This window comes from Mucilaginibacter sp. OK098 (assembly GCF_900142915.1).
Classification (GTDB): Bacteria; Bacteroidota; Bacteroidia; order Sphingobacteriales; family Sphingobacteriaceae; genus Mucilaginibacter.
This window is the reverse complement of record NZ_FRCM01000001.1, coordinates 1,381,826-1,406,660: the sequence shown is the minus strand read 5'-3', so window position 1 is coordinate 1,406,660 and position 24,835 is coordinate 1,381,826. Positions and strand designations below refer to the sequence as shown.

Below are 24,835 nucleotides of genomic sequence, written 5' to 3'. Positions count from 1 at the left end.
TTAACTTTGCATGGCAGGCACCTAACTATGCATAATATACCTATAAAACGAATCTATGAACCCGCGGCGGAAACCGATGGGTACAGGGTGCTGATTGACCGTTTATGGCCAAGAGGGCTCACAAAGGAAGGTGCCATGATAGATGAATGGATGAAGAATATTGCCCCATCCGTTACATTGAGAAAATGGTTTAACCACGATCCGCAAAAATGGCAGCAGTTTCAGCACGAATACTTTACCGAACTGGTAAATAACCCAGTCTTGAAAAATTTGCTGGCCACAATTCAAAAGCACAAAACCATTACCTTACTGTATGCTGCTAAAGACGAGCAGTATAACCATGCTATTGTTCTGCAACACTTTTTAGAAACTTTACCTAAATGAAGGGGATTAAAAATTTTATAGATTTTATTTTAGTTCAGGGTGATGAAGAAATAAGGGTGAAAACCTATCCGCGTGAGTATGCAGATTTAAGGATGCTTATAAAAGACTATTTAAGACGCGATGATTTTGGGCAATGCACCGGGATGGGGAGATGCGCTACCTGTATGGTAACCATCTCGTCAAGCATTGATCCTGCGTTAATCCAAAATGGAAGGCTTTCAAATCTTCACCTAAAAAAAGATAATGGCCGCGTAGTAAAACTATCCTGCCAGGTAATAATAAATGATGAACTGGCTAATAAAAGTGTGAGTATATTGCCAGGCAGAGTGTTTTAATTATAACCTATTTCTCAGCAACCATAGTGAGGAGCCATCGGTATTCATCTATCATAAAGGGATAATCTAAAAAGACTTTATCGGTTTGTTTAAAGCCAAATGCTTCATAAAATAATTTAGCCGGGCTGCTTTCCATAACTCTTAACCACAGGATAGGGCGTTGTTGTTGTTTGGCAAGATCGCTTATAAAGGTCATAATTGTTTTACCCGTCCCTTTACCGGCAAATTGTTGCAACAGGTAAAGTTTTTCTATTTCTAGGCATTGATAGTTTGAATAGGGAAGCAGCGCACTTTGCTTTAATTTAAAATATCCAGCGGCTTTATCATCCGCATAAACTAAAAAATAAGTAACCCCGGGTGTAATCAGCTCCTTTTCAAGATCATCTTTTTTATAAAATCTATTCAGATAAGCTGCGCCATCATCGGCCCATAAATAAGTATACGTTTGCTTATAGGTTTGTATTGCAATATCATGCAGCACATCAGTGTGGTTAATATCGCACTGCTTTATATCGATCAAATTGTTGGAGGTTTTTTAGATTGATGTTGAATAGTAAAACTTTTATACCTCATAGGGGTTAATAGATTTCAAATTATCAATCATTTTAAAGTCTGAAAGATTCCTGGTGATTAACGTGAAATTATGAACTATCGCGGTTGCTGCTATAACAGCGTCAGGGAGTTTAATTTTATATTTTTTTCTTATAGTAATGGTTTCTGCAGCAATTGATAAATTAACCGGATGAATAGTAGTCATGTCAGCAAACCGTCTTAATTGCTGATACTCTTCCATAGCTATATTGTTACTTGAAAATAATTCAATATAAGTAATGATTGAAATAACCGGCTCCGTTCCTGATAATAATTGCCGGCCCGCAGAGGGTAATTTGCCATTAAAGAAATCAATAATGACATTAGAATCAATTAAATATCTCGTTCCCATTCATTACGGCTTTGTTCTACATTTTTATGCAGAATATTCGCAGTATCATCTGAAATTACCCCCCAAAAATCTGCCATAGTTAATTTACCAGGATTATCGTTGATTAACTCATCCAATGCTAAAAATGTAACTTCAATTTCTTTGCCTACATATTCCTTAGGTATATCTAATTGAATATGTGTGTCTTCTGGTGTAATGATTGTCCGTATCATATAAACAAATATACATAATTTCATACTGTTTTTAAAAACTACCGGCTTATAAAGCTGTGATTATAAAATAGCTTAAGGTAATATTATCATGAAGTAATTCTTACATTTCAACTATAAACTCAGCCTGAATATTATTGTAGCCCGTCACAATTAATGATAATTTTACCGGCATGGAAAAGCCTGTTAAAAGTGCTGTTGCCAAAAATACACTATCCTTTGCTTTTGTTGTAGGCACTACCAGCCTGGCGTTCGTGGTATCACAGCTTGATGTATCCATTGTAAATATTGCCCTGCCCCAAATCTCAAAGTCCTTTACCGCTGATATAAGTGAGTTGCAATGGATTGTTGATGCCTATACAATTGCTTTCGCAGTATTGATGCTAAGTGCAGGTGGGATGGGCGACCTGTTAGGTTCGAAACGCCTTTTTACAATTGGTATGATTGTGTTTGGAATTGCATCTGCAGGTTGTGGCCTTTCGTGGAATGCAATTAGTTTGATCAGTTTTCGGGTATTGCAGGGCATTGGTGCTGCCACCATGATCCCAAGCTCGCTATCTATATTAAATCAAAGCTTTGCGCATGATAATGTTAAACGCGGGCATGCTGTTGCCTTGTGGACGGCTGCCGGCGGATTATCTATTGCAGCAGGGCCTGTACTTGGCGGCTTATTGATCCATATCAGCAACTGGCGGATGATATTTTTTGTTAACATTCCATTTTGCCTTGCCGGAATTTTACTAAGCTTTAAACTAAAAGAAAGCCAGCGCCATCCCAACAAAGGATTTGATATTCCGGGACAGCTTACCTGGATGGTTACCCTCACCGCACTTATTGCCGCTATTATTGAATGGCACCATTTAGGTTTTAACAACCCGATAATATATGGCGGACTTATTTTTAGCGCAATTATGCTGGTGATTTTTCTGCTGATAGAAAGAAAGGCAATTACACCGATACTGCCACTGGACCTGTTCAGTTCTGCTAACTTTAATGTGTTGATTTGGCTGGGTATTGTACTTAATGGCTCTTATTATGGAACAGTGTTTGTTTTGAGCTTATACATGCAGGATGTATTGCGTTACTCATCACTTGCCGCCGGAATGGCTTTTTTACCCTTGACAACCGGGTTTATTATTTCAAATCTCATCAGCAGCAAACTGATGGCTAAGTATGGAACAAGAATTCCTATTTTACTTGGGCTATCTATCGGAACAGCAGGGTTTCTTGCCTTACTGATAGCCAGGGTCGACACACCTTATTGGCAATTATTTATCCCATTTATCACTATCCCGCTTGGGATGGGGCTTGCCGTACCGCCAATGACAACCAGCATATTAGCCAATGTTGCCAAAACGCGCTCCGGAACTGCATCAGCAATATTAAATACAACACGGCAGGCAGCCGGGGCAATTGGGGTGGCGGTGTTTGGAACAATGGCCAATGGCGGCGCTGTTGCTATTGTACATGCAATTGGGATGAGCGCGCTAATTTCGGCAGGTGGATTGATATGCAGCGCTTTGCTGATATTTAGGTATCTGAGAACAACCTAATTTAAAACTTACGACTTTAACAAACTTACGAAGTTTTCAAAACTTCGTAAGTTTAACCTTAGTAGGACAATATTATTTAACAGTCTTTTTTGCTGGGGTGCTTTTTTCAGCGACTACTTTTTTTACCGGTTTTGGTGCGGCTTCAACTGCAGGGGCAGGAGCTTTCTTTTCTGCTGCTATGGGTTTTTGCGCTTTGGCAACAGGTGCAGCTTTTTTCGCAACTGGTTTTGGTGTTGCTGCTTTTTCAGCTTTTGCCGGTTTGGCTAATTTTTTCGCAAGATTTTTTGCGCTTTTTTCAATCTCTTTCTCGATTTTTTTAGAGGTATGCCCCAGCTTTACAGCAAATGCTTTTAATTCGGCTATTAAACTGGTTTGGATATTTTTCTTAGCGGTTACTTGTGCTTGCTTAGTTGTTGATTTTGTGCTTTCTGTTTTCATGGGGGTTTTGGATTGCTGCAAAGGTAGGTTATATTAATGTTTGTTCAATGTTATCATTATGTTAACACGTTTAGATCGCTTTAATATTAATTTATCAATATACTAAAAATGAGGATGATATAAAATATGACTCATGTCTGGTAAGGCTTAATAGCTCAAATTTCGTAATTGTAAAAAGTAGTAGTAAATCTGTAAATTGGTTTTCTCAATTGTTAAGTCCAAATTCATATCATGAAAAAACTTATTCTGCTTCTTTTTCTGGCAAATTTTAGTGTATACGCCCAGCAAAAATCTCCCGCATCGGTTCATAAAAAAGTGATAATAGTACTTACGTATGATGATGCATTGATGTCGCAGTTAAATATTGCTATCCCGCAATTGGACTCCGCTCATTTAAACGGCACCTTTTTCCTCACTGGGAACATCACAGATGAAACGTTGCCGAAGTGGCGCAACGCTTTTAAACATGGGAATGAACTGGCCAATCATACGCTTTATCACCCATGTTTAATAATTGACGGGAAAGGGAACCCGGCAAACAATTCAGCAAATTATACGGTGTACACCATACTTCGCGAAGTAGGTATGATGAACAACTTTTTACATGCAATTGATAATGAAAAAACACATACTTATGCCTACCCTTGTACGGAATCAAAAGTTGGCGGTGTGAACTACATTGATTCTTTACGAAAATCTGGTATAGTAAAATATGCCCGCATGGGCGGCGATCAAAATGCTGTTATAACTGATTATAATAAACTTGATCCGTTGCTGGTTCCGTCATGGGCTGTTGTGGGTAAAATTACAGGGGACGACCTGATCGCTTTTGTGAAAAAGGTGCAAAAAGATGGTGGTATGGGTGTATTTATGTTTCACGGAGTTGGGGGTGATTATTTAACTACGTCAGCTCAGGCGCATCGCGAGCTTTTAAATTACCTTGATAAGCATAGGGATGAAGTTTGGGTTACTACATTTAAACAAGCAATGGATTACCTTACTGGTGTAAAGCAATAAAATGCTGAAGGCGTGTACCGCTTTTAATGGTTAAATAACGTGAGTTCAACCCAAGCAAATAGTCACCTCACCCCAAACCCTTCTCCAACTGCGCGCAGTAGTAGTTTTAGGTGAGGCGAAACGCAAGTTTGTGTATCCACGCCGGCAAAGCGTTCCATTTTTACACGCGGAATACCCGGAACGCTGTGAAACATGCTGATTATCAGGTAGTTTGTCTTGTGTTAATAATTGAATAGATGTAAGTGTCTGGTAATCAATAACTATGTTGCCAACCTTATATCGAACTCACGTTAAATAATAAAACAGGTTGTTAAATTGCCCACAACCATATAACTTGCTATGAATTAATACAATCAAAAAATAATGGCACACGCTGAAATAATATATGCAAGGGAATTAACCCTGCATCCTGATGAGTTTATTGATGTTTTAAAACGCAGCACGCTGGCAGAGCGAAGGCCGGTTGATGACGTGGAACGGATCCGGGGAATGTGCCAGAATGCTAGTTTGATAGTAACAGCCCGTGTAGACGGTAAGCTGGTAGGGGTAGCAAGGTCAATAACTGATTTTGTTTATTGTACTTACCTGTCTGACTTAGCGGTTGATGAAAGCCTGCAAAAACAGGGGATAGGAACCCGTTTAATAAAAGAAACAAAACTACATTCACCACAAGCTAAACTGATCCTGCTATCAGCTCCGGCCGCGGTAAACTATTATCCTAAAATAGGCATGACCCGTCACGACAATTGTTTTTTGCTGGATAATGTAAATGATTTGAAAATAGCTGAATAGCTGGTTTAACGTTAAACGATAAGATCGGTTTTTAATTCTGTTTCCATAGCAATATCGCCTCTGGTTTTAAGTTATAAATCCGGTAAAAGCAATCAAACATTATCTATTATTCAAGCAGGCGCGGCATCTGTGTTGTTATTAGCCAGATAGTGGGAATTATATTGTCTTTTTTGCTTAAATTTCATTGAAAAGGATTTAAACATAATAGATTTGTTTGCGTTAATAAGTTCATGCAAGGCAGTTAAAGAGAATCAATAAAGAATGAGTAAAGTATTTACAATAACACAGGGGCTGGAGAATATGGGAGCGCTGCGTACAGGTGGCCAGGGTTCCGTTTATAAGGGCAGGCGGATAGGGCCGATAATAACCGCTGTTAAGTTACTTCCCACACCTATACATAGCGAAAGTACAGAGGATAAAAATTACCGGAATTTTTTAAATGAAGTAGAAAAGCTAAAAAAAGTAAATGAGATCCCTAATCCTAACGTTGTTAAGATCTTAAACTCAGGGATTACCGAAAGCGGCTCATTCCCTTTTATTGAGATGGAGTTTATAGAAGGCCCGGATCTGGAAGATTTGCTGAAACCACCTCATGAAAAGATCTTTACCATAAAAGAAGTGATAAAGCTGGCCGACCAATTGGCATGCGCACTTTCTCATTGCCATAAGGTGGGCGTTAAACATGGGGATATTAAAGGCAATAATGTAAAATTCAATAATAATTCAGGGAATTACGTTTTGCTGGATTTTGGCTTGTCGGTGATGTCTGACGAGCAACGGCGGAGCAGTATGCGGCATGCCGGAGCGATAGAGTTTATGGCGCCGGAGCAAAATGAAGGTAAAATGCTGTTCCAAACGGATATATATAGCTACGGTGTTATTTTGTATGAATTGCTTGCCGGCCAGGTTCCGTTTCCATTAAAAGATAACGGGGAAACGGCAAGAAATACAGTGATGCTGTCGCACATGGAATCACCAGTGCCGGATATTTTACAGCTCCGGAAAATAAACTTCCCGGATGACTGGCCCAAACGCGAGCTGCAGATCCCGGAATGGTTACTTAAAATGATTGCCAAATGCCTTGAAAAATCGCCCGAAAAAAGATATGCTAACGGAACTGAATTGCACGATGTGATTGCGGATAGCAGCATTAAAGAGATCAGGGTTGAAGTTGTAAAAGAAATTGCTGCAGCTGCGATACCTCCTCCGCCAATAGTGGTACAAAGGCCAAATTTGCAGCCCCAGCCAGGTATGATGCAGATTTCGCAATCTGTATTTGCAGGGCTGATGATCTTATTGGTTGGGTTTATGGCATATTCAGCATATTCCTTGTTTCGGCCGGTTCCAAAAGCAATACCTGTCAGTACAGTTCTGCCGGATACAGCCCGGATAAATGATAGTTTCCGGAAGGCGGAGCAGCAGCGTATAATTGATTACAGGAATAAAAGGAAGAAAACGGATTCCCTTACACAAGACATCATTAGAGAACAACAAAAAAATCCTGCCGACAGTACAAAAAAGGACTCAACAGGCAATAACCAGTAAATAATTAAATGGATCAAAAAACTTCTATCTGGCAGCGTATGGGGATACAGGACTGGTTTTTAACCAACCCTGATAATGGTAAATCAAAGAAACAGGTTATACTAACCCCTGATGATGTTTACAATTACGTAATTGCAAAATTTACTGATTCAGTCCGTCAGCTCTCGTTTGCGGACAGGATTGTATTTTACCATGAGTATATCATCAGCTTTAACTCGGAAGATTATAAGGAGTTTATAGATAATAAGCAGGGTTTATTGGGCCTAATTGTAAACGAAACGGTAAAAAAGTTTTATGAGTTATTAGGCCAGTACCGTGCGGCCGGTAAAACGGTTGTGCCTTCCAGCTCAAAATGGGTGTTCAGGCTGGTTTCACATCCGGACTATGCCAGGGGTGATATTGGTTTTATCGGCAAGCTGCTGCCGGGGAGCAATAAAAAAGAAGAGAACCTGCGGGTAACATTTATCCCCCGCCAAACGGGCATCGCGCAAACGTTTGATATAAGCGAGGATGTGCTTAAAAGCTTCAACTATTATAGCGAAGGATATTATGAGCTCCCTTATATGGAGGATTTGGATTATGATGAGAAAGGGGCTGTAAAACCCGGCAAAAAATACCACGCCAGGTTTGAAACCATCCTGCCTGAAAAACAATTTGCCGGAAAAAAGGTGGAGTACATAATGAATGATGATGAAATAATTGTATCGGGCGAGGATGAACAAAGGGAAGATTCAAACATATTTAAAATTCCTACTGAATGGGTGAATACGCCGCACCTGCGAATCAGGTTCAATAAATCTGACGGGAAATTTTACCTGGCATCCTTTGGTGAATTAACTATCCTGAATGAACAGGAAATAATCCGAAGCGATGTGAACGCACCATCATGGGTTGAGCTTCCTGTAAACTCTAAAATATTATTGAACGGTATAGTAGGCGTTAATTTATTTAAATCATAGCTCATATGTCGCAAATTTTATCGGTGGGGCTACTGGCAGTTTGTACTGCATTGCTGGCAACTCATTTTTTAGAAATTAAAAAATCCCGTAAACAAAATGACTGATCAATATTTTGGCATAACTGATACCGGTAAAGAGCGGCAAAATAACGAAGATGCCTTTATTGCCCGACAGGGTGCGGAAAATCGCTTTATAATTGCTTGTGTAATAGATGGCGTAGGCGGGTATGCAGGCGGAGAAGTAGCCGCTGGATTAGCCCGCGAAGCAATCCTTAAGCGTTTGGAAAAACCATCCGGCGATGTTATATCAATGATCATTGATTGTTTTGAATTGGCTAATGAGCGGATTATAGAACAAAAACAGCTTAATAAGGAGTACGCACAAATGAGCTGCGTTTCGACGCTGGCACTTGCCGATATTGCGAACAACCAGTTCTACTACGCTCATGTTGGCGATACCCGGCTATATCTGCTAAGAGATAATTCATTGGTGAAGATCTCTCACGACCAGTCATTCGTTGGGTTCCTCGAAGAATCAGGCAGGTTATCAGAAGAAGAAGCAATGAATCATCCCAAGCGCAACGAGATCAACAAAGCCCTTGGGTTTGAAAGCCATTTAGGAAAAAATACGGATTATATAGAAACCGGGCAATCACCTTTTCTTTCCGGCGATATGCTGCTGTTATGCAGCGATGGTTTAACTGATATGCTTGGCAGTGCAGAAATCACTGCGATTTTGACCAAAGAGGTCCCGTTAAAACAAAAAGGCAAGGAACTTATTGATGCCGCTAACCGTAATGGCGGGAAGGATAATGTTACTGTGGTGCTTGTGCATAATGATAAGGTGCCACAACAACATGCGGCAACAGCTATTAAGCAACGGGAACCTGCTTCACCTGAACCCATAGGCTGGGCAAGCGGGCAACCTACAAGGGACGATGAGGCTGAGCCGCCTGTACCCAAAAGCAATAAAGGTATTATTGCGGTGCTTTCTGTTTTAGCACTGATATTTTTGGCAAGCACGGTGTACCTGTACCTTCAAAGTAAAGAGCAAGACATTATCCCCGGTAAACAACCTATAGTAGTTGTTAGTAAACCTGCTGATCCGCTGCAGCTTAAACTGCAAAAGGCGGTTGATAATTTAAAAGGTAACGTTCTGATCCTTTCGGATACCGCATATAAAACCCCCATTATTATTAATGATGCTATAAGAATTAATCGCGACAGCCTGCTGATTAAAGCCAAAGGCCATATCGTGTTTCAAAGCGATTCAGGGTATACCGGGGCGGCAATTAAGCTGTCTGCAAAATGCAAAAGCATTGTTTTGGATAGTTTATCGTTTGTCAATTTTAATACAGGGATCTCACTTGCTAACAATGCGGTGGAATTGAAAAATGTACGGTTTGTAAATTGTAAGCAAAGTCTTCAAAACGAGCTGGCTTTTGCGGATAAAAAATATATCAGCGGTAAATTACCTTACCTGGTAATAAAAGCGGACTCCTTACCTGTTAGCAATAAAAAGTAGCATGGGATCAAGAAAAAAAGAAGGTTTATTTCTTTTGCTTTCAGCCATACTGCTGGGTTTGTTATTTGTCCGCCTGTTTTTGGTATTGCAACAGAACTTTACCGATGTTGACCAACGGCTTAAAGATGGTACCATGGTTAACCTTAACGCCGCAAACCCTGCACAAAATTTACGAAGGCTGCTTGAAAAAGGATACTATTTTGATGACGCCAAAGATATTGACCTTGTTGAAAGCGTTGTTGCTGCAAAATACAAAACCGGGAGTAAGTTTGATAATATTGGTGAGTTAAACAAACACGCCTATTATGTAGATGCTGATGACGCTTTTAGCCGTGGCGGAAGATCATTTAAGGATAGGGTGGAGGTCTCCCGTACGTTATTAGGTTACACAGGAGATGATTCTGTTCGTTTTACGCAGGAAAAAGATAATCCGCCGGCTTTGCCTGCTGTAAATGATGTAGGGTTGACCGGCTATAATATTTCCGGAGTTATCCTGAACAAAACTTCCCCGGTTGCGGGCGTGCTGATAAGGCTGCAAATGATATTGCCGCAAGACAGCCTTTATAACGATGAAGAAAGCGACCAGGTAAAAACCCAGGATAAATTGGGTAATGGTTATAAAATCACTTATGTTTCTGATGCACAGGGCAAGGTGCACCTGCAATCGCTAACCGCATTTGCCCGTACCGATGCGCAAGGTGCATTTACTTTTAAGAATCTGCCCGAAAATAAAGCATTTGAAATTTTGCCGCTGCAGCCTGGTTTTCAATTCGGTAAATCATTGGGTACAGAGAATCTTGATAAAGATGAATCCTTTACTTTTCACCAGTCGCCACATACCATCAGGCTTTTAGGATCGAAAGATTTCAGCATCCTTAAAAAAGAAAAAGCTTTGATCATTCGCATGCCATCTGAATTCAATTTATGGTATTTGATAATTGTGGTTACCTTTTTTGCATGCTTTCTTATCCTCCATTTATTGTTAAGCTGGAAATTCCCGGCTGCCGATCAGGTTATTTTGCCTTTGATCATGATACTAACAGGCATCTCTTTTTTAACCCTGTTAAGTTTGCAGGACCCATTGCGCGACCGTTTTCTTGCAAAAGATTCCCTGGTTTACCTGGGGATTGGATTTGTGGTGATGATACTGTTGTTACAATTTAACCTCCGTCGTTTTACTTCTGATTCCGGCATATACCGGATGTTAGTTTTTAAAAATAACCGCAAGGCGGCAAACGGATGGCCATGGATTGTTCTGGCTATGACATTGCTGCTACTGACCATTCGTTTTGGATCAGGCCCGGAAGGCAGCGGTGTAAAAGTTAACCTGTTTGGTTTTCAGCCCAGCGAGATAGTTAAATACCTGGTAATTATGTTTTTAGCCGGGTTTTTTGCGGCAAATGAAAAATTTATCAGTGAATATACTAGCTGGAAAAAAAGATGGTCGTTCTTTTCTTTTGCAGTAATATCAATTGCCTTTACACTGTTACTGTTCCTGTTGCTTGGTGATATGGGCCCTGCAATAGTGATCTGTTTTACTTTTATCATCCTGTTCTCTTTTTCAAGGGGTGATTTTATGTTTATGACAGTTGCTGTTGTGTTTTATGTGCTGGTATCCTGGATCTTTAAAAACGTATGGCTCTCCACTATACTTACCACGGCCATGGTATTGTTTGTTTTTTTATCAAAACGGAAAACCCTGAGTGAATCGGCTATAATGGCTTTGATAATTATATCGGGGTTTTTAACCATAGATAAGATCCCCCACATAGATAAATTAATTCCCGGCCCCGTGCAACGATTGGTTGACCGTAAAGCCATATGGCAGGATGCCTGGAATAACGAGGTTTACGGCGGAGACCAGGTAGCGAACGGGCTTTGGGCCATGTCTGGCGGAGGCATCTCCGGGCAGGGAATAGGCGAGAGTTTTGCGAAAACTATACCGGAGGCGCATACCGATATGATATTACCGGCCATTGGCGAAAGCTTTGGATGGACAGGAATTGTAAGTATCTTCCTGTTGTTTTTATTATACCTGCACAGATCAATTATTGTAGGCAGGCAAACCGGGACACCTTTCCTGTTTTATTTATGTGCGGGGATAGGGATCTGTACCTTTATGCAGTTTTTACTGATAGCGGGCGGATCAACCGGTGCTTTACCATTATCTGGCGTAGCATTGCCGTTTGAGAGCTATGGCGGATCATCTTTGGTCGCTAATTTTTTAGCCGCCGGGTTCTTATTATCCGCTTCAATGGTTAAAGGTACACCTGTTCAAATGGCTTTTATCACCAAACAGCAGGACCGGAATTTAGTGCCTGCGTTATTAGCTGCCTGTATAGGTGTTTTACTGTTGATAGTCAATATCTCCGGGTACTTGTTCGACAGTAAAAAATGGATAGTAAAGCCGGCATTGGTGGCCGACAGGAGTGGTGGGCGAATGTTTAGCTATAACCCGCGCCTTGCTATTTTAATGAATAAGTTGCAGGCTGGCACGCTTTATGACCGGCATGGGCGAATATTAGCTACCAGCAATCCAAACCTGATCAGGAAACAGGAGAACCTGTTAAATGCAGCCGGGGCAGAACATTATGACCTAGATTCAGCCATGCATAAACGCCTCACCCGGTATTACCCGTTTGAAGACCAAATGTTTTTTTGGGTAGGCGATGTTAATACCGGCGTTTTTAACGGCAGTACTAACGGGTATTTTGCCGAATACGAACACGCTGCCGAATTACGGGGCTTTAAAATGCCAACAAGTACCTATAATGTACATGCCAGCCGTTTCAGGGAAGATCGCTTTTTGCCAATTGGTGTAAAAGAAATGTCGGTAAGCAAAAAGGATTATAGTGCGCTGGCGCCCCTGCTTATTGCCGGCATAAACAGCGCCGATGTTGAAGCTTTCAAGAAAAGGAACCGCGATGTGCAGCTTACTATGGACGCTGAGCTTCAAACAGGTATTCAAAGATCAATTGCGGCAGATACTTCGCTAAATGATAACCGGGTATCGGTAGTGGTTATGCAGGCGACAACGGGAGATGTGCTTGCATCTGCTGTTTATCCTTTGCCGCCTGTTCATAATTACGACCAACTGACCATGCCTGTTGCAGAACAAAATAAATTATCGCAATGGATCACAACCAGCGATCTTGGTTTTACTTATGCCACCCAGCCTGGCTCAACGGCAAAGGTTTTAACGGCTATGGCATCCTTTAATAAGCTGGGCCTTGCCGCCAATGATGTAAAGTTTCATGTAAGCACCGAAGAAAGGATCCGCACCAAAGGCATTGAACCGGATGAAACCGGGGTGATCAGTTTAGAGCGGGCGATTGCCAAATCAAATAACGTATACTTTATTAAGCTGGCGAACGAGGAACATTTGCAGGAAGATATGGCTACGTTGTATTTAAAAGCCGGGATGTTCCTTCATGGAGTTGGCGGGTATTTTTACAACAAGAAACCTGAGAACCTTGACCAGGAAGAAAAATGGCGCGAGCTATGGCGCAAAACTGAGTTTAACACCAAACCGAGATACGACCCGAACAATATTCATAAAACACGCGCAAAAGGAATTTCGGGTATGGCATGGGGACAGGGTGAGCTTATTGCAACACCGGCTGCTGTAGCAAGGCTGGTATCAAGCGTAGCCAACAATGGTGCGTTGGTTGCCAACCGGTTTGTTTTAAAGGTAAATGATACGCTGCAGCCGGTTAAAGGCAGCATTAAACTGGCAAATGACCCACGATACGCTGCGTTACTTACCAAATACATGATTGAGCAAAGTGCACCAAAAGAGCCGATCCTTGGTTTAAAGGTAGCCGGTAAAACAGGGACACCCGAAAGGATCTGGAAAGGGATTAGTATTAATGATGGGTGGTATGTGTTTTTTGCGCCAATGGCAAAGGGTAAAGGCAATATTGTTGTTTGTATCAGGGTTGAATCAACCCGGGGATCATCTGATGCGGTAAGGCTTGCCGGGCAACATGTGATCCCTTTATTGATCAAAGAAGGGTATATTAAAAGTATTGTTCCTGCAGATGAAACAGGAACGGCAGATGAATAGTTATATTCAAATAATTAAAGGTTGATATGTTTGATATATTTAAACGAAAAGATGACAAAGCTCCGCAGGATGTAAAAGGGATGCGTGACGCACTGCTTCGCCTGGTGAAAGAGCAATTACAAAAATCAGAAGGAGGCGAGGGACGTCATATTAAAGGAATTCATCTTTTTATAAGCGCTGACGCTGCCGAAAAACATCTGTACGAGGCAGTAGTTTACCTGGAAGAAAAGGACAAATTTAAAGATGAGATTCAAAGGATAGCTGATGATTTTGCATTGGGCCTGCCTGAAAACTGGGTGTTGGAAATTAACTTTAATGAAGAATTTCCAGCTGAAGCCATTAAAGCGGATGCACTGAACGCCGCTATATTTATCCGGACGAAAGATCATAATATTCAAAGATCGCTTTCGGCATTCGTAAAGGTATTAAATGGTGAAGCAGAAAAGGCCGAATATGAGATAACCCCGTCTGACGGCAAGATCAACATAGGGCGCGAAAGTAAAGCACAGGTAAATGATGGATTTTTCAGGCTGAATCAAATTGCATTCCCTGGTAATAGTAAAAATGAAAGTAATAAATTTATAAGCAGGCAGCATGCGCACATAGAATGGAATAACGATGATGGTTGTTTTATACTTTATGCTGATGAAGGGGGGATTCCACCCGGCAATAAGATCAAGATCAAATCCATCGGCAATGAAAATTTGATTAAGCTGCATTCAACTCACATTGGCCATAAGTTGAACGAGGGCGACCAGGTTATTCTGGGTGAATCGGCGGTTTTAGAATTCAGCTATCATTCATCAGCAAAGGAGGATGAGTAAAGTTTTTACTATAACAGAAGGACTGGAAAACATGGGTGCCCTGCGAACGGGCGGACAAGGCTCTGTATATAAAGGCAAGCGAATAGGGCCTATCATCAGCGCTGTTAAGCTATTACCAACACCTATCCACAGCGAGAGCAAGGACGATCATAATTACCGGAATTTTTTGAACGAGGTTGAAAAGCTGAGAAAGGTAAATGAGATCCCCAATCCTAATGTAGTTAAGATCCTGAATTCGGGAATTACGGAAAGCGGCTCCTTACCATTTATAGAAATGGAATTTATAGAGGGCCCTGATCTTGGCGAACTGTTAAAACCTCCGCATGAAGCAATATTTACCATAAAGGAGGTAATAAAGCTGGCCGATCAGCTTGCCTGCGCACTTTCTCATTGCCATAAGGTAGGAGTGAAGCATGGCGATATTAAAAGCAATAATATAAAGTTCAATATCCACTCAGGGAATTATGTATTGCTGGATTTTGGATTATCGGTAATGTCTGACGAGCAAAGGCGAAGCAGTATGCGCCATGCCGGCGCAATTGAATTTATGGCTCCTGAACAAAGTGACGGAGAAATACTGTTCCAAACGGACATTTACAGTTATGGAGTTATATTGTTTGAATTACTTGCAGGCCAGGTGCCCTTCCCCTTAAAAGATAATGGAGAAACTGCACGGAATACTGTAATGCTCTCACATCTTGAAAAACCTGTTCCCGATGTGCTTGAATTGCGCAGGGAGAACCTGCCGAAGTCTTGGTCAGCATTACAACAGGAAAAGGAGATGCAGGTTCCGGCATGGCTGCTGCAAATAATTACCAAATGCCTTGAAAAATCTCCCGATAACCGGTATGCTAACGGAACAGAGCTGAATGAGGCAATTATTGAGAACACCATCTCTGAAAGTAATGATGGCGCGGCAAATACCATAATTGCATTAAGGTTGGAAAATGAAAAGTTGCAGCAGCAACTGTTAACCTATCAACAGGCAGATGCTGTTAAGAAAAACAGGGTTCATGTTTCTAAACCGTTATTTGCAGGCCTGGTTCTACTCATAATAGCTTCAATAACTTATGGACTGTTTAAAACGTCGCCGGTAAAAAGCAACCTTAGCTTACCTTCTAAAGATACTTCTGCGCTGTCGCAAAAGAAAGTATCGCCAGATACAATTGCAAATAAAACAAAGCATGCCGCTGCAATAGATACTGCAAAGAAAGACACTTCCAAATCAGCAGTAACGAAGCCGCTCTCTCATAAAAAGAAGCCCTTGCATAAGAAAAAGAAATTCCTTGGCATTTTTCCTATCTGATAAAAATTTTATCGGACGATCAATGGGATAAGGAAATTAGCTGATTTTTTTCCTTCTTATAATAATTTGTACCCGTGCCGATGCAACAAAAACAAGGCAGATGATAATTGAACCCGGCTTAAATTTGTTTAGTAGAGCCCCTTAATATCAATTCAGGCTGAATAATAACTTTACTCAAATCTTTCAGGCGCACTTTGTTTTCGAGTTTATCAAGGAGTGTTTTAAATAATTGTTTCGCCATTTCGTCCAACGGTTGCGCAATTGCACTGATTGAGGGATTGTAAATGTTAAAAACATCATGATCATCAAAGGCTATAATAGAAATATCCTTAGGTACATTCAGCCCTAATTCATTCACGGCCTTTATTCCGCTTAGTGCAAGGTAGTTGGTAGCAAATACAATGGCGTCTACTGCAGGGTTGTCTTTAATGAATTGAACGCATTGTTTAACAGTTGTTTCCGTATCATTTTCAAATGATACTTTCAAAATTAAGGATTTAAGCTGGTGTTTCTTTAAAGCAGCTAAATAGCCTGTTCGTCTTTCAATCATCTGCGTTTGATCAGAAGCCAGGGTAACGAGTGCGATTTTTTTAGCCCCGGTGTTTACTAAAAATTCAATGGCATCATAGGTGCCTTTATAATTATCAAGGCCCACGTAATCAGTAGGCACATCCGGCAAATAGCGGTCAAATAACACCACCGGTAAATTATCACTTATCAATGCCTTAATTTCCGATTCAATACCAGCCGGGGGGGTAATAATATAGCCGTCGACATATCGTGCCCGCAATAAGCTGATTAATTGCCTTGTTTTTTCAGGATCATTTTCGGTGCTGCAATAAATTATCTTGTATCCATTTTTATAAGCCAGCGCCTCTAAATGAAAGGCAATGTGTGAGAAGAAGTAATCAGAGATCTTTTCAACCATTAAACAAATCATTTTTGTTTTGCCGGTGCTCAGGCTTTTTGCAAGCTGGTTTGGCTGGTATCCCTTTTCTTTAACAAATTTTAAAACCCTTTCTGTCAGCTCATCACTTATTCTTTTCTCTTTAGCCTTCCCGTTCAAAATAAATGAAACAGTTGATTTTGCTACATGTAGTTCATTAGCTATATCGTTGATAGATAGTTTTTTACTCATTTAGTGATCTTCAGTATTATAATAGTTAAGTAAGTATGGTTTCTTAAAAAAATAAAGTTAAACGTATTTTAATAAATACATAATCAGTTTAGCAGCTGTTAAAGCGCTAAGTTTATTTAAGAATGATCAGTTACCATTTCAACTCAATTTGATAGCCCAGTATTTGCCTGGATTAAATTGAAATATAATCCCGCAAAACATAATGCTGTATCCACAAAATCAATTGCTTTTTCAAAAATAGCATTTTCTATTTGCAAAACCGGTTTTATTAATTATTATTGCAAGCCGAGAAGCTAATAAATCTTCCAGGACTTTGCATAGGCACTGTTGAAAATTTAATTCCTGATAAACCAATTACTCAGCTTAGAAAATAAATGAAAACTGTTTTTACTTAATCGCCAGCCGGTTATGCCCAAACTTTTATAACGATAGCCATTTATCGTTCGGAAATGGGATAGCGTGCTATAAGGTTAGGGCAGCAGGTTTTTAATAGATCAATCAGATGAAAAACAAATAAAATAAATGCAAATCAATAATTTACCATCTACATATATTCTAACTGCTGACATAGGCGGTTCACACATTACAGCGGGAATTTGTGATCTGAGAACCCATGTAATACTTGATCAGAGCATTACCCGGATTGGAGTGGATAGCAAAGGTTCGGCAAATGATATACTAACTTCATGGGGAGATGCTTGTGAACAGGTATTGAAAAAGAACAACGGCCTGACAATTTCAGGATTAAGCATTGCAATGCCCGGCCCTTTCGACTACCCCGGGGGCATATCTTATATTAAAGGGCTTGATAAGTACGAGGCATTGTATGGTATGAATATCAGGCAATACCTTGGTGCTTTGTTAAAGATTGATCCTCAATCAGTAAGGTTCAGAAACGACGCGGAATCGACAATCGCAGGCGAGGTGCTGACAGGGGCAGGGAAAGACTATCAGCGTGTGATGGGTGTTACCCTGGGAACCGGCTTCGGATCTGCTTACAGCGAAAATAAGATCACTAAAGACATAAACCTGGGTAGCGAACCCTATAAGGATGCCATAGCAGATGCTTATTTATCAACGCGCTGGTTTTTAAAGCGTTACCATGAATTAACCGGCACCTGGTTAACTGGCGGCGTAAAGGAACTTTCTGAACTGGCCACAACAAGCACCATTGCCCGGGATCTGTTTAAAGAGTTTGCAATAAATATGAGTGATTTTCTTTCAGCGCCCGTTCAGCAGCATAACCCTGAAGTTTTAATTATTTGCGGCAATATTGCCAAAGCATCTATATTCTTCCTGCCATACCTAACAGAAGAGTTAAACTCAGTGACCATTAAGCTGGCCCTGCTTGATGAAAATGCACCCCTGATAGGGGCTGCTGCCAAGTTTGATGACCTAATGAAACCGGCCTTTTAATTCTGTAAACCAATTATAGCTTAACATATCATGCAAAAAGCAGCCTTTATCGAGAAAAAATTTGTTGTCAACTTTATTTTTGTCACCTCCTTGTTTTTAATGTGGGGCGTATTGCACTCCATGAGCGATGTGCTCAATAAGTATTTCCAGGGAGCTTTGAACGTTTCCAAGTCCCAATCAGGACTGATCCAGCTTTCAGTCTTCGGTGCTTACTTTGTAATGAGCATTCCCGCGGGCTATTTTTTAAAGAAATTTGGCTATAAGCCCGGCGTATTATTGGGCCTGGCATTATTTGCCGTCGGTACTTTTCTTTTTGTGCCTGCTGCCAATGCCGGATCATTCGGTTTTTTCAGGATCGCTTTGTTTGTTATGGGTTGTGGTATGGCAACTCTTGAAACGGTGGCGCACCCCTTTGCTGCAGCCCTGGGCGATCAGCGGACCAGCGACCGCCGGATTAACTTTTCACAGTCATTTAATGCATTAGGAGCAACTGCCGGGCCTTTTATAGCTTCCTGGTTTCTCTTTCGCGTCACCGCCGGAAACGGAACAGATCTTACTTCGGTTAAGTATCTGTATGTGAGCATTGGTGGCGTATTAACTTTACTTATCGTGGCTTTCTTATTTCTTAGGGTACCTGTATTAAATGACCCGCATGTAGCTGTTGCTGAAGTTGATCCGGATGCGGTGAATGTAGATGTGGCTCCTTCTAAAAAACTTTATCAGCACAAGCATTTTGTATGGGCAGTTGTAGCCCAGTTCTTTAACGTTGCTGCACAAGCGGGCACCTGGGCCTTTTTTATTAATTATGGGCATGAGGTGATGGGCTTTAGTAACCTGTCTGCCGGCAGGTACATGAGTATTTTTATGGCTATGATGATGATGGGGCGTTTTGCAGGCACTTATTTAATGAAGTTTATTGCACCTAACAAATTGCTGGCCTGTTTTGCATTGGGCAGTATCATTATGTGTCTTATAGTAACGCAGAAGTTGGGATGGTCATCCTATATCGCTTTAATGATGATCAACTTTTTCTTCAGTATAATGTTTCCAACCATTTTTAGCCTTGGCTTAAAAAACTTAGGAGGACATACTCAACAGGCATCGTCATTTATATCAATGGGAGTGGTAGGTGGAGCGTTTTTCCCTTTAATAATGGGGCAAATTGCAAACCATGACGTGGCCAAAGCTTACTATTTGCCAATCATTTGCTATGTAGTTATTTTTCTGTTTGGCTATAAGTTATACAAGGTAAAACATTGAGCATAAGTAGTTAAAGTATTCTGTTATGGCGTTTTGCGCGAGCCTTTTTATTTTATAGAGCCATAGGCTCGAAATATATTGTAACGATGGGTTTTAACCCATCGCAGATAAAGCTCACCAAAGAAAGTGCCATAGGCACGGCCAATATGGTATAAATGATTCGAACATACTGTTCTTTTTGTTGTTTTTACTGCCTCAACGGATTAAAATCCGTTGTTACAAAATTTGCCGAGCCGATGGCTCTTAACTTAAGGTTCAGATTTGTTTTTATTAAAAGGAACGAAGCCGCTAAAAAGTTTAAAAATAAATTTGCAAAACCGGTTTTATTGATTACTATTGCTAATAATTCATAAAACCGGTTTTGCAAGTCAAATCGGTTAAAACCAAGTATAAAACCTAAATAAATATTTTTAATGAATAAGGGACTCATTAAACTGACGGGAGTTTTAGCCTGTCTGTTATTTTTTAACTTTTCAATTGCCCAAACAAAAGGGCAGAATGTTCTTCCCAAATGGGCATTTGGTGGTTTTGCACGGCCACAAAATATTAATCCTATTATTTCGCCCGATACCAATGCAAAGTTTTTTGACCCGATGCAGAACAAGCTTGTGAAATGGGAGGCCAATTATACTTTTAACCCTGCCGCTACAGTAAAAAATGGAAAAATAGTAGTTCTTTACCGGTCTGAAGATAAAACCGGCGTTGAAATAGGAACCCGCACATCACGGATTGGGTACGCTGAGAGCTACGATGGCTTTACCTTTAAACGTAACAGCAAGCCCGTATTATTCCCGGGAAAAGATAGCCAGAAAGAATTTGAATGGCCCGGCGGTTGTGAAGACCCACGGGTTGCAGTAACAGAAAACGGGACTTACGTAATGTTCTATACTCAATGGAATCGCAAGGTGCCGCGTTTGGGTGTGGCAACCTCAAAAAATTTGACCACCTGGGTAAAACATGGTCCCATATTCAGGAAGGCTTATAATGGGAAGTTTTTTAACATCCCGCATAAGTCTGCTTCCATATTAACAAAATTGAAGGGCGATCGCCAGGTGATAGCAAAGATCAACGGAAAATACTGGATGTACTGGGGCGAGTTGCATGTATTTGCTGCCACCTCAACCAATTTGGTTGACTGGAGCCCGGTAGTGGATAATAAAGGCGAGCTTAAACAGCTAATATCTCCCCGCAAAGGCTTTTTCGACAGTGACCTTACAGAATGCGGCCCCCCGGCAATAATGACCGATAAAGGGATTATTCTTTTTTATAACGGAAAAAATCATCCCGGCGAAGGCGGGGATAAGCGATTTAACGGCAACTCCTATTGCGCAGGTCAGGTTTTATTCTCCCGCACCGATCCGGGCAAAGCAATAGCCAGGTTGGATGTTCCTTTTTTACGCCCCATGGAATCCTTTGAAAAGAGCGGACAATATGTTAATGGAACTGTTTTTATTGAAGGATTGGTTTATTTTAAAAAGAAATGGTTCCTGTACTATGGTTGCGCCGACTCAAAAGTAGGGGTAGCCGTATTTGATCCTTTTAAACCGGCACCGCCCGATCCAATACCCCTTTTATAGACCTGATTAATTGATTTAGTGCGGCTTTAGTAAGAGTAATCCATCATTAATTGATGGGTTTGGGGAGCTTTTGGCTTTAGAAATCGGTAAAACCAGGCTGTCAACATCACCAAAAATATAAACAAACAGTATTCAATAGCAACCAACACCAATTAAACTAAGAGAAGAAAGGGCAAAATTTTATGAAATAGTCTGCTAAAAAAAGCTTTATAAGTTAAAAAGGATTGCGAGAGCATTTCTATTTATTGGACAACATTGATCTAGCCACACCCGGTTAAATCATAGGATATATTTAATTATTAACCTCAATTAACAAAGTATATGAAAAAAACTTACAGTTATTTCATTATCTGTCGATATGAAAAAGGAATTCTATTAAGCTCGAAATTTGCTTTTGCCCTGCTTTTGGCAGCATTAGTTCAATTTTCAGCATCCGGAGCTCCTATAAATGAACATAGTCCGCTGCATAACGGCATAGGCTTGTCAGCAAATACTCTTCCTTCAAAATCATCAGCACCAAAAGCTGAATTAAGTGATATAAAAGTAACAGGGAAGGTTACTGACGCCACTGGCATGAGCCTTATTGGTGCCAGCGTTGGCATAAAAAATGGTAAGAATCTTGCGATTACTGATGTAAACGGGAGCTTTAATGTAACAGTGCCGGAAGATGCCACACTTGTTATCTCATACATCGGTTACCAAACCCAGGAAGTTGCAGTAGGGGGCAGAACACAAATTAATATAGTGCTAAAAGAGCTCCCCGCTAATTTAAACGAAGTTGTAGTGGTAGGTTATACTACGCAGCGCAAAAAAGATCTTACCGGTGCGGTTTCACTCGTTAGCAGTAAAGATATCAATGGTTTACCTGTAGGTGGCGTTGACCAGATATTGCAGGGTAAAGCTGCCGGTGTAGCTGTTACGCAGAATACCGGCGCTCCGGGCGATGGAATAAATATCCGCATTCGCGGTGTTGGTACCATAAATAATAATGATCCGCTTTATATTGTGGATGGTGTGCCAACAAAAGAAGGGATCAATGAGATCTCACCTAATGATATTGAAAGCATCAACATACTTAAAGATGCTTCGTCAGCTGCTATTTATGGGGCAAGGGCATCAAACGGTGTAGTTATAGTAACCACTAAAAGAGGAAGTTCGGGCAAGGCCAAATTAAGCATTAGCGCTTATACCGGCGTGCAAACTGCCCAGCATTTAATTAAAATGGCTGATAACGCACAATATGTTAGCGCTTTTAATACAGCAGCCACAAATGACGGCCGGTCAAAGATTTCCGATAGTCTTGCGAGGACACTGTCTGACGTAAACTGGTTAAAACAAATTCTTAAACCGGCGCGTGTAAGTAATGGTTCTTTATCATTAAGCGGGGGTAATGAAAACTCGCAATATATTGTTTCCGGTAATTACTTCAGCCAGGATGGATTAATCAAAAACTCTTCATTCAACAGGTTTAATCTGCGCACCGCGATAAACAGTACAATATCGAAATATTTTAAAATGGGTACCAATGTTAACCTGAGTTACTCAAAAACCAGGACGGTTGGAACCTCAGGCGATGGTTACAGCGGGGCCGCAGCAAGTATTGTACGCTATGCATTATTTCGCACACCCGGTACACCCGTGTATAACGCGAACGGGCAATTTGTGGATCTGCCAAAGCAGGATGCCAGTGTAAACGGTAATTTTTTAGGTGATGGTATAAACCCTGTCGCGCTGGCAGATGCCAGTAATGATAACTCTTACGGCTATTCCATATTGGGCGATGCATATGCAGAGGTAGACCCAATAAAGGGCTTGAAAATAAAATCGGACATTGGTTTAAACTTGATCCAAACAGATTATAAGCAGTTTTTTGAAACTTTCGGGATCGATCGTTTTTTTAACTCTCCCAACTCACTTGCCCAATCACACAATAATAATTTAAATTATAACTGGACCAATACTGCTACTTATGACCTTACCCTTGGAAAAAGTGTATTAAACTTTTTGGCAGGTTCCGAACTTATTAAACAGGACCAGCAAGGGATCTCGGCATCGCGAACAGGGTATATTAATCAGACCCCTACTTTTCAATACCTTGATGACGGCACGCTGTCAACCGCGCTAAATGGAGGCGGGGAATCGCATTTTGCTTTATTCTCCTTGTTTGGCAGCGTACATTACCAGTACGATAATAAATATCTTGCCAGTGTAAGCTATCGCAGGGATGGATCATCCCAGCTTAATCCTTCAAACCGGTACCAGAGCTTTACCTCAGGTTCATTAGGATGGAGGATTGACCGGGAGGATTTTATGAAAGATGTTAAGCCTATTTCTACCCTTAAATTACGCGCCAGTGTTGGCCAATTAGGAAATTCGCAAATAGGGCTTTATCCTTATACCTCAACTTTTAGCGGCGGCTTTTATTATCCTTTTGGAGGAGCAACCAACCAGGGATATAGCATAACAACTAAGGGTAACCCCAATATTCGCTGGGAATCAAGTACACAGCAGGACGCAGGTTTAGATATTGGCTTTTTTAACAATGCCTTATTGCTAAGTGCAGATTATTATGTTAAAAAAACATCAAATATGTTATTGTTCCTTCCTTTGCCAAGCAGTGCGGGTAACGGCGGTAACCCTGCGGTAAATGCCGGTAATGTAACCAACAATGGTTTCGAGCTGGAATTAACCTATAAAAAAACACTTAATACCGACTGGAGCTATAGTGTGAGCGGCAATTTGGCTACGGTTAACAATAAGGTAACGGCGCTTGCTGGAGGCACACCCATTGCATCAGGCAGAATTGATAATAATTACTATGGTACGTTAACAGCTGTAGGCCACCCCATTGGTGAATTTTACCTGTTACAACAGGAGGGCATTTTTCAAAACGCGCAGCAGGTATTTACGCATGCCTACCAGGGGCCGGGCATAAGACCGGGCGATGTGATGTATAAGGATGTAAATGGCGACGGTGTTATTGACGATAAAGACAAATCTTTTGTAGGCAGCCCGATCCCGAAATTCACTTACGGCTTAACTGCCAATGTAACGTATAAAAATTTCGATCTGAATGTGTTTTTCCAGGGAGTTTATGGTAATAAAATATACAACCAGGTGCTTACAGATATCGAGGGCTTTTATCGTCCGTTCAATATCACGGAACGCATTGCCACCAAAAGCTGGACAGGGCCGGGTTCAACCAATACCTATCCGCTACTATCATGGACAGATGGAAACAATAACAAAATGCCATCTACCCGCTTCCTCGAAAGCGGATCGTATTTAAAGCTTAAAAATGTGCAAATCGGATATAGGCTGGGTAAAGATGCTTTATCAAGCCTTGGGATCTCTTCAGTACGTGTATACGTGAGTGGCCAAAACCTGTTAACCTTTACCAAATACACTGGACTTGATCCTGAACAGTATAATAACAGTAACAATGGCAGCACCGTAACGGCAGTGGGCATTGACTGGGGAACTTATCCATCGGCACGTACCATAACGTTTGGTGTTAACGCTAATTTCTAACCTAAAAAATATACAGAG

At 40.9% G+C, this 24,835-nt stretch carries 20 protein-coding genes; 15 read left to right on the top strand and 5 right to left on the bottom strand.

What is annotated here, in order from left to right:
• Nucleotides 1-27: 27 nt before the first annotated feature.
• Entirely contained in the window at nucleotides 28-384 is a 357-nt protein-coding gene (locus tag BUE31_RS05820; protein WP_200801863.1) for a DUF488 domain-containing protein, read from the top strand.
• Nucleotides 381-719: a hypothetical protein gene (locus BUE31_RS05815; protein WP_073401094.1), complete on the top strand. Its 339-nt coding sequence runs from the start codon at nucleotides 381-383 to the stop codon at nucleotides 717-719. The genes BUE31_RS05820 and BUE31_RS05815 overlap by 4 nt, the downstream gene beginning before the upstream one ends.
• A 7-nt stretch (nucleotides 720-726) precedes the next feature.
• Here BUE31_RS05815 and BUE31_RS05810 read toward each other — a convergent pair whose 3' ends face one another.
• Genes BUE31_RS05810 through BUE31_RS05800 form a run of 3 tightly spaced genes read right to left on the bottom strand, consistent with a single transcriptional unit; the run spans nucleotide 727 to nucleotide 1,898 of the window.
• Nucleotides 727-1,239: a GNAT family N-acetyltransferase gene (locus tag BUE31_RS05810; RefSeq protein WP_073401092.1), complete on the bottom strand. Its 513-nt coding sequence runs from the start codon at nucleotides 1,237-1,239 to the stop codon at nucleotides 727-729.
• 42 nt (nucleotides 1,240-1,281) lie between these two features.
• Entirely contained in the window at nucleotides 1,282-1,662 is a 381-nt protein-coding gene (locus BUE31_RS05805) for a type II toxin-antitoxin system VapC family toxin (RefSeq protein ID WP_073401090.1), read from the bottom strand.
• A complete protein-coding gene (locus tag BUE31_RS05800) occupies nucleotides 1,644-1,898 on the bottom strand; it encodes a hypothetical protein (RefSeq protein WP_083619355.1) in 255 nt (84 codons plus the stop codon). The genes BUE31_RS05805 and BUE31_RS05800 overlap by 19 nt, the downstream gene beginning before the upstream one ends.
• 146 nt (nucleotides 1,899-2,044) lie before the next feature.
• Here BUE31_RS05800 and BUE31_RS05795 point away from each other — a divergent pair, with 146 nt between their 5' ends.
• Nucleotides 2,045-3,424: an MFS transporter gene (locus BUE31_RS05795; RefSeq protein ID WP_073401089.1), complete on the top strand. Its 1,380-nt coding sequence runs from the start codon at nucleotides 2,045-2,047 to the stop codon at nucleotides 3,422-3,424.
• Between the two features lie 72 nt (nucleotides 3,425-3,496).
• Here the strand turns inward: BUE31_RS05795 and BUE31_RS05790 are convergent, their stop codons facing one another.
• Nucleotides 3,497-3,862 carry a hypothetical protein gene (locus BUE31_RS05790; RefSeq protein ID WP_073401087.1) on the bottom strand — a complete coding sequence of 122 codons (366 nt, stop codon included), beginning with the start codon at nucleotides 3,860-3,862 and terminating at the stop codon, nucleotides 3,497-3,499.
• Between the two features lie 231 nt (nucleotides 3,863-4,093).
• Here BUE31_RS05790 and BUE31_RS05785 point away from each other — a divergent pair, with 231 nt between their 5' ends.
• The 8 genes from BUE31_RS05785 (at nucleotide 4,094) to BUE31_RS05750 (ending at nucleotide 15,895) form a co-directional block, all read left to right on the top strand.
• Nucleotides 4,094-4,879, top strand: a complete 786-nt coding sequence (locus tag BUE31_RS05785; protein ID WP_073401085.1) for a polysaccharide deacetylase family protein — start codon at nucleotides 4,094-4,096, stop codon at nucleotides 4,877-4,879.
• Between the two features lie 363 nt (nucleotides 4,880-5,242).
• The gene (locus tag BUE31_RS05780; RefSeq protein WP_073401084.1) at nucleotides 5,243-5,671 is read left to right on the top strand and encodes a GNAT family N-acetyltransferase; all 429 of its coding nucleotides are present in this window, start codon (nucleotides 5,243-5,245) and stop codon (nucleotides 5,669-5,671) included.
• Between the two features lie 261 nt (nucleotides 5,672-5,932).
• On the top strand, nucleotides 5,933-7,216 hold the full coding sequence (locus BUE31_RS05775; RefSeq protein WP_083619352.1) for a serine/threonine-protein kinase: 1,284 nt from the start codon (nucleotides 5,933-5,935) through the stop codon (nucleotides 7,214-7,216).
• Nucleotides 7,217-7,224: 8 nt separating this feature from the next.
• Nucleotides 7,225-8,175, top strand: coding sequence for a hypothetical protein (locus tag BUE31_RS05770; RefSeq protein ID WP_073401082.1), 951 nt, complete (start codon nucleotides 7,225-7,227; stop codon nucleotides 8,173-8,175).
• A 96-nt stretch (nucleotides 8,176-8,271) separates the two neighbouring features.
• On the top strand, nucleotides 8,272-9,699 hold the full coding sequence (locus tag BUE31_RS05765; RefSeq protein ID WP_073401080.1) for a PP2C family protein-serine/threonine phosphatase: 1,428 nt from the start codon (nucleotides 8,272-8,274) through the stop codon (nucleotides 9,697-9,699).
• Nucleotide 9,700: 1 nt separating this feature from the next.
• Nucleotides 9,701-13,765 (top strand): FtsW/RodA/SpoVE family cell cycle protein, encoded by a 4,065-nt coding sequence (locus tag BUE31_RS05760; RefSeq protein WP_073401078.1) that lies wholly within the window; start codon nucleotides 9,701-9,703, stop codon nucleotides 13,763-13,765.
• 26 nt (nucleotides 13,766-13,791) lie between these two features.
• Nucleotides 13,792-14,589, top strand: a complete 798-nt coding sequence (locus BUE31_RS05755) for an FHA domain-containing protein (protein WP_073401076.1) — start codon at nucleotides 13,792-13,794, stop codon at nucleotides 14,587-14,589.
• Nucleotides 14,582-15,895, top strand: coding sequence for a serine/threonine protein kinase (locus BUE31_RS05750; RefSeq protein WP_073401075.1), 1,314 nt, complete (start codon nucleotides 14,582-14,584; stop codon nucleotides 15,893-15,895). The genes BUE31_RS05755 and BUE31_RS05750 overlap by 8 nt, the downstream gene beginning before the upstream one ends.
• A 118-nt stretch (nucleotides 15,896-16,013) precedes the next feature.
• Here the strand turns inward: BUE31_RS05750 and BUE31_RS05745 are convergent, their stop codons facing one another.
• Complete coding sequence (locus BUE31_RS05745; RefSeq protein ID WP_073401073.1) at nucleotides 16,014-17,033, bottom strand: LacI family DNA-binding transcriptional regulator; 1,020 nt, start codon at nucleotides 17,031-17,033, stop codon at nucleotides 16,014-16,016.
• Between the two features lie 522 nt (nucleotides 17,034-17,555).
• Between BUE31_RS05745 and BUE31_RS05740 the strand changes: the two genes are divergently transcribed.
• The 4 genes from BUE31_RS05740 (at nucleotide 17,556) to BUE31_RS05720 (ending at nucleotide 24,817) form a co-directional block, all read left to right on the top strand.
• Nucleotides 17,556-18,449 (top strand): ROK family protein, encoded by an 894-nt coding sequence (locus BUE31_RS05740; RefSeq protein ID WP_073401071.1) that lies wholly within the window; start codon nucleotides 17,556-17,558, stop codon nucleotides 18,447-18,449.
• A 27-nt stretch (nucleotides 18,450-18,476) separates the two neighbouring features.
• Nucleotides 18,477-19,709 carry an L-fucose:H+ symporter permease gene (fucP, locus tag BUE31_RS05735; protein WP_200801883.1) on the top strand — a complete coding sequence of 411 codons (1,233 nt, stop codon included), beginning with the start codon at nucleotides 18,477-18,479 and terminating at the stop codon, nucleotides 19,707-19,709.
• A 413-nt stretch (nucleotides 19,710-20,122) separates the two neighbouring features.
• Nucleotides 20,123-21,286 carry a glycoside hydrolase family 130 protein gene (locus BUE31_RS05725; RefSeq protein WP_073401065.1) on the top strand — a complete coding sequence of 388 codons (1,164 nt, stop codon included), beginning with the start codon at nucleotides 20,123-20,125 and terminating at the stop codon, nucleotides 21,284-21,286.
• A 321-nt stretch (nucleotides 21,287-21,607) separates the two neighbouring features.
• Nucleotides 21,608-24,817 carry a SusC/RagA family TonB-linked outer membrane protein gene (locus BUE31_RS05720; protein WP_083619348.1) on the top strand — a complete coding sequence of 1,070 codons (3,210 nt, stop codon included), beginning with the start codon at nucleotides 21,608-21,610 and terminating at the stop codon, nucleotides 24,815-24,817.
• Nucleotides 24,818-24,835 lie beyond the last annotated feature (18 nt).

Bases quoted from the DNA above. Each gene is read 5' to 3' on its own strand.
- BUE31_RS05820 (WP_200801863.1), top strand. From the start codon at position 28: ATGCATAATATACCTATAAAACGAATCTATGAACCCGCGGCGGAAACC.
- BUE31_RS05815 (WP_073401094.1), top strand. From the start codon at position 381: ATGAAGGGGATTAAAAATTTTATAGATTTTATTTTAGTTCAGGGTGAT.
- BUE31_RS05805 (WP_073401090.1), bottom strand. From the start codon at position 1,662: ATGGGAACGAGATATTTAATTGATTCTAATGTCATTATTGATTTCTTT.
- BUE31_RS05800 (WP_083619355.1), bottom strand. From the start codon at position 1,898: ATGAAATTATGTATATTTGTTTATATGATACGGACAATCATTACACCA.
- BUE31_RS05795 (WP_073401089.1), top strand. From the start codon at position 2,045: ATGGAAAAGCCTGTTAAAAGTGCTGTTGCCAAAAATACACTATCCTTT.
- BUE31_RS05790 (WP_073401087.1), bottom strand. From the start codon at position 3,862: ATGAAAACAGAAAGCACAAAATCAACAACTAAGCAAGCACAAGTAACC.
- BUE31_RS05785 (WP_073401085.1), top strand. From the start codon at position 4,094: ATGAAAAAACTTATTCTGCTTCTTTTTCTGGCAAATTTTAGTGTATAC.
- BUE31_RS05780 (WP_073401084.1), top strand. From the start codon at position 5,243: ATGGCACACGCTGAAATAATATATGCAAGGGAATTAACCCTGCATCCT.
- BUE31_RS05775 (WP_083619352.1), top strand. From the start codon at position 5,933: ATGAGTAAAGTATTTACAATAACACAGGGGCTGGAGAATATGGGAGCG.
- BUE31_RS05770 (WP_073401082.1), top strand. From the start codon at position 7,225: ATGGATCAAAAAACTTCTATCTGGCAGCGTATGGGGATACAGGACTGG.
- BUE31_RS05765 (WP_073401080.1), top strand. From the start codon at position 8,272: ATGACTGATCAATATTTTGGCATAACTGATACCGGTAAAGAGCGGCAA.
- BUE31_RS05760 (WP_073401078.1), top strand. From the start codon at position 9,701: ATGGGATCAAGAAAAAAAGAAGGTTTATTTCTTTTGCTTTCAGCCATA.
- BUE31_RS05755 (WP_073401076.1), top strand. From the start codon at position 13,792: ATGTTTGATATATTTAAACGAAAAGATGACAAAGCTCCGCAGGATGTA.
- BUE31_RS05750 (WP_073401075.1), top strand. From the start codon at position 14,582: ATGAGTAAAGTTTTTACTATAACAGAAGGACTGGAAAACATGGGTGCC.
- BUE31_RS05745 (WP_073401073.1), bottom strand. From the start codon at position 17,033: ATGAGTAAAAAACTATCTATCAACGATATAGCTAATGAACTACATGTA.
- BUE31_RS05740 (WP_073401071.1), top strand. From the start codon at position 17,556: ATGCAAATCAATAATTTACCATCTACATATATTCTAACTGCTGACATA.
- BUE31_RS05725 (WP_073401065.1), top strand. From the start codon at position 20,123: ATGAATAAGGGACTCATTAAACTGACGGGAGTTTTAGCCTGTCTGTTA.
- BUE31_RS05720 (WP_083619348.1), top strand. From the start codon at position 21,608: ATGAAAAAAACTTACAGTTATTTCATTATCTGTCGATATGAAAAAGGA.